Annotated in this window: 8 protein-coding genes; 6 read left to right on the top strand and 2 right to left on the bottom strand. The window is 64.6% G+C overall.

Translation table 11 applies throughout. The annotated features are described in order from the left end of the window. Positions 1–50: 50 nt before the first annotated feature. From ACH196_RS02795 to ACH196_RS02810, 4 genes are read left to right on the top strand one after another with little or no spacing between them, the layout of a single operon-like run. On the top strand, positions 51–698 hold the full coding sequence (locus ACH196_RS02795) for a DUF2291 family protein (RefSeq protein WP_396644743.1): 648 nt from the start codon (positions 51–53) through the stop codon (positions 696–698). Further along, positions 695–2,248 carry a sugar ABC transporter ATP-binding protein gene (locus tag ACH196_RS02800; protein WP_396644745.1) on the top strand — a complete coding sequence of 518 codons (1,554 nt, stop codon included), beginning with the start codon at positions 695–697 and terminating at the stop codon, positions 2,246–2,248. Before ACH196_RS02795 ends, ACH196_RS02800 begins: the two co-directional genes overlap by 4 nt. Beyond that, a complete protein-coding gene (locus ACH196_RS02805; RefSeq protein ID WP_396644747.1) occupies positions 2,241–3,305 on the top strand; it encodes an ABC transporter permease in 1,065 nt (354 codons plus the stop codon). Before ACH196_RS02800 ends, ACH196_RS02805 begins: the two co-directional genes overlap by 8 nt. A 2-nt stretch (positions 3,306–3,307) precedes the next feature. Then, a complete protein-coding gene (locus tag ACH196_RS02810; RefSeq protein WP_396644749.1) occupies positions 3,308–4,342 on the top strand; it encodes a Gfo/Idh/MocA family protein in 1,035 nt (344 codons plus the stop codon). An 18-nt stretch (positions 4,343–4,360) separates the two neighbouring features. On the opposite strand, the gene ACH196_RS02815 is transcribed toward ACH196_RS02810, so the two are convergent. Further along, positions 4,361–5,083, bottom strand: coding sequence for a transcriptional regulator NanR (locus ACH196_RS02815; protein ID WP_396644751.1), 723 nt, complete (start codon positions 5,081–5,083; stop codon positions 4,361–4,363). Between the two features lie 154 nt (positions 5,084–5,237). Between ACH196_RS02815 and oiaX the strand changes: the two genes are divergently transcribed. Both oiaX and ACH196_RS02825 read left to right on the top strand, forming a co-directional pair. Continuing rightward, a complete protein-coding gene (gene oiaX, locus ACH196_RS02820; RefSeq protein ID WP_396644753.1) occupies positions 5,238–6,500 on the top strand; it encodes a 3-oxo-isoapionate-4-phosphate decarboxylase OiaX in 1,263 nt (420 codons plus the stop codon). A gap of 9 nt (positions 6,501–6,509) precedes the next feature. Beyond that, the gene (locus ACH196_RS02825) at positions 6,510–7,844 is read left to right on the top strand and encodes a four-carbon acid sugar kinase family protein (protein WP_396644755.1); all 1,335 of its coding nucleotides are present in this window, start codon (positions 6,510–6,512) and stop codon (positions 7,842–7,844) included. A 60-nt stretch (positions 7,845–7,904) separates the two neighbouring features. Here ACH196_RS02825 and ACH196_RS02830 read toward each other — a convergent pair whose 3' ends face one another. Further along, entirely contained in the window at positions 7,905–8,315 is a 411-nt protein-coding gene (locus tag ACH196_RS02830) for a substrate-binding domain-containing protein (protein WP_396644767.1), read from the bottom strand. Positions 8,316–8,356: the final 41 nt, after the last annotated feature.

The raw sequence follows: 8,356 nt of genomic DNA on the forward strand, positions 1-8,356 counted from the left end.
CTGCGAGGGACGGCTTCGTCCCTCGCATCCATTTCGAGTAGTCGAAAGCCATGTTTGACAGGTTCTCCTGGCCGATCCTTGCGGCGCTGACGGTTTTTTGCCTGGCCGGCTGCAAGATCCTGCCGACGCCGACCGAGGAAGATCGCGCGGCCGCGGCCAACACCTTCAATCCGGACAAGATGGTCGAGGACATCTGGGCTTCGAAGGTCATCCCCTATCTCAACGAGAAGGCGGGTCACTTCGCCGAGGTGAATGCGCTGGCGAAATCCGACGCCAAGGCCGCCGGCGACAAATACGGCAATCCCAAGAAACAGGCCAACTCGCCCTGGACCTATGCGGCGCGCGCCGAAGGCAAGATCGTCGCGTCGAATACGCAGTCGCGGGCGGGCTCGATCGACGTGGATGTCGACGGTGACGGCAAGGCCGACCTGCGCGCCCAGATCGGGCCGGCGCTGCGCGGCACCGCGCTGCGCGACGTGCTCGACTTCGTGAACTTCAACGAATTCACCAACCAGATCGACTTCGCCCAATACGGCAAGGCGTTCAACACCTATTCCGACAAAACGGTCCTGTCGAAGCTGCCGCGCGAAGCACTTGACGGCCGCACCGCCAAGCTGCTCGGCGCCTATGTGCCCGCAAGCGGCAACGACCTGCCGCTGCTGACGCCGACCGAAGCCGAAATCGGGCCGGCGCCATGACCGGGCCCGCCGACAATGTGATCCTCAGGCTGGAAGACGTCTCAAAGGTCTATTCCGGCACGATTGCGCTGAAGAACGCCAGCTTCGACGTACGGCGCGGCGCGGTGAACGTGCTCGTCGGCGAGAACGGCGCCGGCAAGTCGACCATGATGAAGATCATCGCCGGCGTCGAGAAACCGACCAGCGGACGCATCCTGCTCGACGGCCAGCAGGTGTCGTTTGCCTCGTCCGGCGACGCGGTGGCGCGCGGCATCGGCATGGTGTTCCAGGAACTCAACCTGTTCGGCAATCTCTCCGTCGCCGAGAACATCTTCGCCACCCGCGAGGTGACCAACCGGCTGGGCAAGATCGACCACGCCGAGCAGCAGCGCAAGGCGGGCGCGTTCCTCGACCGGCTGCAGGCGGGCATCCGGCCCGACATGATGGTCGAGGACCTGATGATCGGCCAGCAGCAGCTGGTCGAGATCGCCAAGGCCGTGTCGCTCGACGCCCGCGTGCTGATCATGGACGAGCCGACCTCCGCGCTGAGCGCGGCCGAGGTGGAGATCCTGTTCAAGGTGATCGCCGATTTGAAGGCTGAGGGCGTGGCCATCGTCTACATCTCGCATCGCCTGGAGGAACTGATCCGCATCGGCGACTACATCACGGTGCTGCGCGACGGCCGCATCACCGGGCAGGAAGAGATGAGGAACGTCGACACGCAGTGGATCGTGCGTCAGATGATCGGCTCCGACGCCAAGGATTTCGCCAAGGCGGACGACCACAAGCCCGGCGCCGAAGTGTTCCGCGCCGAGGAGATCAGCCTGCCGCGGGCGACCGGTGGGCTGGCGGTCGATCACGTCTCGCTGTCGGTGAGGGCCGGCGAGATTCTCGGCATATACGGGCTGATGGGCGCGGGCCGCAGCGAGTTGTTCGACTGCATCATGGGCAGGCACGCCCATTCGACGGGAAAAATCTATCTCGACGGCCAGCAGGTTCGCGAGCGCGACACGACGGGACGCATCCGCCGCGGACTGGCGCTGATCCCGGAGGACCGGCAACGCGAGGGCCTCGTCACCATCCTGTCGGTGGCGAGCAATCTCACAATGTCGAGCCTGAAAAAATTCGCGCGGCTCTTCCACATTGACGGCAAGGCGGAGCGCGAGGCGGTGCGGGGCATGGTGCGCGAACTGTCGATCAAGGTCGCCGACCCGGACAACGAGGTGTCGTCGCTGTCCGGCGGCAACCAGCAGAAGGTGGTGATCGGCAAGGCGCTGCTGACCGGCCCGAAGGTGCTTTTGATGGACGAGCCCAGCCGCGGCATCGACGTCGGCGCCAAGGCCGACGTGTTCCGCACGATGCGGAAACTGTCGCGCGAGGGGCTTGGCATCCTGTTCGCCACCTCCGACCTCGACGAGGTGATGGCGCTGTCGGATCGCATCGCGGTGATGAGCAACGGAAAACTGACCGGCATGTTCGACCGCGCGGAGGCGACGGAGGCGGCGATCGTGGCCGCGTCCGCGCTGGGCCACGGGCCGTCGGGAAAATCGGAGAAGAAAACCCATGTCTGACGCGGCAGCACGCGCGGGAGCCGGCGCGCCGGGCAGCGGCTCGATCCTGCTGACGCTGATGAAAGCGCGCACCTTCATCGCGCTGATCGCGGTCATCCTGTTCTTCTCGCTGGCGGTTCCGAGCTTCCTGTCGACCGCCAACCTGATCCTCATGTCGAAGCACGTGGCGTTGAACGCGTTCCTCGCCATGGGCATGACCTTCGTCATCATCACCGGCGGCATCGACCTGTCGGTCGGCTCGATCGTCGGCCTTTGCGCGATGGTGGCGGGTTTCCTGGTGCTGAACGGCATCGATCTGCAGATCGGCTATACCGTTTATTTCAACGTGCTCGAGATCATCCTGATCACGCTACTCGTCGGCATCCTGATCGGCGCGATCAACGGATTGCTGATAACCAAACTCAACGTGGCGCCTTTCATCGCCACGCTTGGCACTCTGTATGTAGCGCGCGGTGCGGCACTGCTGTCCTCGGACGGGCGCACCTTCCCGAATCTCATTGGCAATCCGGACCTCGGCAATACCGGCTACGGTTATCTCGGCGCGGGCCGCATCCTCGGCCTGCCCGTGTCGGTGTGGCTGCTGATCGTGGTGGCGCTGGGCGCTGCCTATCTCGCCAAATACACGCCGCTCGGCCGCCACATCTACGCTGTCGGCGGCAACGAGCGCGCGGCGCGCATTTCAGGCGTACGCGTCAACATGGTCAAGATGTTCGTCTATATGTTCTCCGGCTTTTGCGCGGGCATCGTCGGGCTGATCATCTCGTCCGAACTGATGGCCTCGCACCCTGCGACCGGCGAGACCTTCGAACTGAACGCCATCGCGGCGGCGGTGCTGGGCGGCACGTCGATGTCGGGCGGACGCGGCGCGATCGGCGGCACCATCGTCGGCGCCTTCGTCATCGGCATATTGTCCGACGGGCTCGTTATGATGGGCGTCAGTTCGTTCTGGCAGATGGTCATCAAGGGTCTGGTGATCATCGTCGCGGTCGTGGTCGACCAGGCGCAACGCAAGCTGCAGCAGCGCGTGACGCTGATGCAGATGGCCAAGGCTGGCTGATCGTGGCTGCGCTTCGGGGCGGGCTGATCGGCTGCGGCTTCTTCGCGGTCAACCAGATGTTTGGCTGGCGCGACGCCGAGGGAGCGTCGATCGCCGCCATCTGCGACCGCGATCCGGAACGGCTGAAAATCGTCGGCGACCAGTTCGGCATGGAGCGGCGATATCAGGATGCCGCCGAGATGCTGGAGAAGGGAAATCTCGACTTCGTCGACATCGCGACGACGGTCGGCAGCCACCGCGCGCTGGTGGAACTGGCGGCCGCGCACAGGCTGCCGGTGATCTGCCAAAAACCGTTCGCGCCGACGCTCGATGACGCCAAGGCGATGGTGGCGGCATGCAAGGCGGCCGGCGTGCCGCTGATGATCCACGAGAACTTTCGCTGGCAGTCCCCGATCCAGGCGGTGAAGCGGGTGCTTGAGAGCGGCGAGATCGGAAAACCGTTCTTCGGTCGCATCTCGTTCCGCTCCGGTTTCGACGTGTTTTCCGGCCAGCCCTATCTGGCGACCGGAAAACGCTTCATCGTCGAAGATCTCGGCATCCACATCCTGGACATTGCGCGGTTCCTGTTCGGCGACGTGGCGACGCTGACTGCACGCACCGCCCGGATCAACCCGAACATAGCCGGCGAGGATGTGGCGAGCGCGCTGCTTGACCACGAATCCGGCGCCACCTCGGTGGTCGACTGCAGCTATGCGACGAAACTGGAGGTCGAGCCTTTCCCGGAAACGCTGGTCGAGATCGACGGGACCGACGGCACGATCCGGCTCGCTCAGGGCTACCAGCTTACCGTCACCGGCCGGAGTGGTACGTCGAAGACCGACGCTTCACCGCCGCTTCTCGATTGGGCATCGCGGCCCTGGCACAACATTCAGGAGAGCGTTGCAGCGATCCAGCAGCACTGGGCCGACTGCCTGCACAGCGGGCGCGAGCCCGACACATCCGGCGCCGACAATCTCAAAACCTTCGCCCTGGTCGAGGCCGCGTATCAGGGCGCTTCGACCCGGCAGCCGGTGGATATACACGCCCTTTTGGCATGAGCCGAAAGCCAACCGCGATCAGGCAGCGCCGGCGGCCGCCCTTTGCGTATAGAGCGCGCGAGAGCGCTCGAGATGCTTGATCATAGCCTTTTCGGCTCCGTCGGGGTCATGCGCGGTGATCCGCTCAATGATCTCCTCGTGCTCGTCGAGGGTAAAATTCTCCTTGCCGGTCCAGATCAGCACCTCGGTGTGATATTCCTTCAGCCAGCCGAGCATGGCCTCGCTGACGGCGGCATAGATCGGATTGCCTGAAATCCCCGCGATACGGGTGTGGAACGCCATGTCGGCGGCGATGAAAGCGTCGGAATCGCCCTGCTTGGCGCGCTGGTGGTCGAGGATGGCGCGCAGGCCCGTGATCTCGTCGGCAGTCGCCTTCTCCGCCGCCTCGCGCACCATGCCGCGCTCGAAAAAAATGCGGGCGCTTTTCAGGTGCTCGAGCGAATCGGTCGAGGAAGACAGCATGATCTTCGCCGGCAGATCGACCTGGCGCAGCAGCGAGCGCGCGCTGACCTGCAGCACTTTTGCGCGCTCCCCATGCGAAATGGCGACGAGACCGAGATTGGCGAGCGCCTGCATGGCCTCGCGGATCGCCGGCCGGCCGACGCCGAAACGCTCCATCAGTTCACGCTCCGACGGAAGGTCGTCGCCCGGCCCCAGTTCGCCGCTGGTGATCATGCGTTCGAGGCGCGAAAACACCTCGTCGGAGAGTTTGCGCCGCACGATGGGCTCGGGAGCGGTCATGGGTACCTTGCAGGCTCGAACATTTGGGCGGCGCCGAGGGGTTCGATCTGATCATCAAACAGGAAGCGAGGCCAGAGCCCGCACCGGACATTCCACTTGCTTAAGTGAGATACTCATTATACCAGTTTGACCGATATTGGGAAGCGCCGGCGAAATGTCCGATCAGCAGATTATTGTCACCTACCGGATCGAAACGCCGAGCAGCGTCGAGGCGCTGGCCGCCAAGATCGCCAGCGACCAGTCGACCGGAACGTTCGTCGCCCTGCCCGGCGAGACCGAGGAGTTGAAGGCGCGGGTCGCGGCGCGAGTGCTCGCCGTGCGGCCCCTCGAAACGTCGCCAACACCGTCGTTGCCGGCGGAAGGCGGTCCGTTTCATCGCGCCGAAGCCGACATCGCCTTTCCGCTGGACGCGGTCGGCACGGACCTCGCCGCGCTGATGACGATCGCCATCGGCGGTGCCTATTCCATCAAGGAACTCACCGGCATCCGCATTGTCGGCCTGAAACTGCCCGAGGCGTTTCGAGGGGCGCTTCCGGGGCCGCAATACGGCATATCCGGCAGCCGGGCGCAGACCGGCGTCCACGGCCGACCGATCATCGGCACCATCGTCAAGCCGGCACTTGGATTGAGGCCGCATGAGACGGCCGAGATGGTCGGCGAACTGGTGCGATCCGGTGTCGATTTCATCAAGGACGACGAGAAGCTGATTAGTCCGGCCTATTCGCCGCTCGGCGAACGGGTGAAGGCGATCATGCCGCTGATCCTCGACCACGAACAGAAGACCGGCAAAAAGGTGATGTACGCCTTCGGCATCTCGCATGCCGACCCCGACGAGATGATGCGCAACCACGATCTCGTCGTGAAGGCGGGCGGCAATTGCGCCGTGATCAACATCAACTCGATCGGCATGGGCGGCATGGCGTTCCTGCGCAAACGCTCGCACCTTGTCTTGCATGCGCACCGCAACGGCTGGGATATCCTCACCCGCCATCCCGGCCTCGGCATGGATTTTTCCGTCTACCAGCAGTTCTGGCGGCTGCTCGGCGTCGACCAGTTCCAGATCAACGGCATCGGCGTCAAATACTGGGAACCGGACGAGTCTTTCGTGGAATCCTTCAAGGCGGTTTCCACGCCGCTGTTTTCGCCGGACGATTGCCCCTTGCCGGTCGCCGGATCAGGCCAATGGGGCGGCCAGGCGCCGGAAACCTATCGCCGCACCGGACGCACGGTCGATCTCATGTATCTCTGCGGCGGCGGCATCGTCAGCCATCCCGGCGGCCCGGCCGCCGGTGTACGCGCCGTGCAGCAGGCATGGCAGGCGACGGTCGAGGGCATCGAGCTTGCCGACTATGCGCGCACCCATCCCGAACTCGCCCAGTCGCTGAAGAAATTCGGCGCCAACCCGAACGCGGCCTGATTTTCAGCGATGCCGGAGCGCCTTCTCCTCAGCTATTACGGCGACGACCTCACAGGCTCGACCGACGTCATGGAAGCCCTGTCGCTCGGCGGCGTGCCGACCGTGCTGTTCACGAAAATCCCGGATGCCGGGCTGCTGGCGCGTTTCGTGAACTGCCGTGCCATGGGCCTGGCAGGGACCAGCCGCAGCGAGACCCCGGCCTGGATGGATGCCAATCTCGCGCCGGCCTTCAACTGGCTGAAGACGCTTGGCGGCGTGGTTACGCACTACAAGGTCTGCTCCACCTTCGATTCCAGCCCGACCATCGGCAACATCGGCCGCGCTATCGAGATCGGCCGGAACGTCTTCGACCAGGCCAGCGTGCCGCTGGTCGTCGGCGCGCCGCAGCTCAAGCGCTACACGGCCTTCGGCAATTTGTTTGCCGCCTACCGTGGCGAGATATTCCGCATCGACCGGCATCCGGTGATGAGCCGGCATCCGGTGACGCCGATGCAGGAGGCCGACCTGTTGTGCCATCTCGGCAGGCAGACCGAATTGCCGTCAAGGCTGATCGATCTAGCTGCGCTTGCCCAGCCCGACGCCGCAGGCAGGATCGAAGCTGCCCTCGCAGAACCCGGCATCGTGCTGTTCGACGTCATCGACGCCTTTTCACAGAAAGTTGCCGGCGATGCGCTGTGGCGCGCCGCCAGATCGGCTAACGGCTTCATGGTTGGCTCTTCGGGTGTGGAATACGCGCTCATCGAGGCGTGGAAGGCCGATGGCACGATATCTGGCACGGCTCGGTTTCCAGAACCAGGCCCGGTGGACAGGCTCGCGGTGGTGTCCGGCAGCGTTTCGCCGACGACGGAAAGGCAGATCCGCCACGCCGCCTCCGATGGCTTCGAAACGATCCCGGTCGATCCGATCGCCTTGTTGTCCATGACCGAACAGGCGATCGATCGCGCGGTCGCCGCCGGCCTTGCGGCGCTTTCGTCCGGCAGTAGCGTCCTGCTCTATACCGCGCTTGGGCCCAATGCCGATCGTGGCGCTGAAATCGACACGGATGAAGGCGCGCGCAACCGGCTTGGCCGCGCGCTGGGCAACATCCTGAGACAACTCGTCGTCCAGCAGAAGCTGAAACGCGCGGTCATTGCGGGCGGGGACACCTCGAGCCACGCGCTCGGTCGGCTCGGCGTCGATGCCCTGACGCTGCGCATGCCATTGCCGCAGTCGCCCGGCTCGCCGCTGTGCATGGCACATTCCAGGCTGCCCGAGATAGACGGCCTCGAAGTCGCGATGAAGGGTGGGCAGGTGGGCACGGATGGCTATTTTTCCGCCATCAGGGAAGGCCGTATGCCGTCGTAGCCGGAGATTTCGTCAACGGCCACGTTCCGAGACCGGACGACAGAAATCCGAAGATAATCGTCACCGCGGAGCTTGATTTTCGCGCAAGCCGACCGGCGCGCAGCTGTCGCCCACCACCAGCGAAGGCTGGAACACGATGTTGCGCTGCTCCACCTCGCCGCCGCGCCGGATCCGGTCGACAAGCAGCCGCACCGCCTCGTTGGTCATGTCGACGAGCGGGTGTTCGGTGCGCGTCAGCCGCGGGCGCAGGCCGCCTATCCCTGGGATCGTGTCCGTGGAGGCGATCGAAATATCCGCCGGGCACCGCAGGCCGAGATCGGCTATAGCGCGCATCGCGCCCAGCGCCATCAGGCCGCTTGCCACATAAAGCGCGGTCGGCCGGTCCGGCTGATCGAGCAGGCTGCGCGCCACCGAATAGGCCGCGTCCTCGCGGAACTCGCCCGAGCGCACGTCGCGCGGCTCTGGCGCCAGGACGCAGAACTTCCCCGACTACCAGATCCCAACCAAGAAAA

Origin of the sequence: Mesorhizobium sp. IMUNJ 23232 (assembly GCF_044326205.1) — a bacterium.
Lineage (GTDB): Bacteria > Pseudomonadota > Alphaproteobacteria > Rhizobiales > Rhizobiaceae > Kumtagia.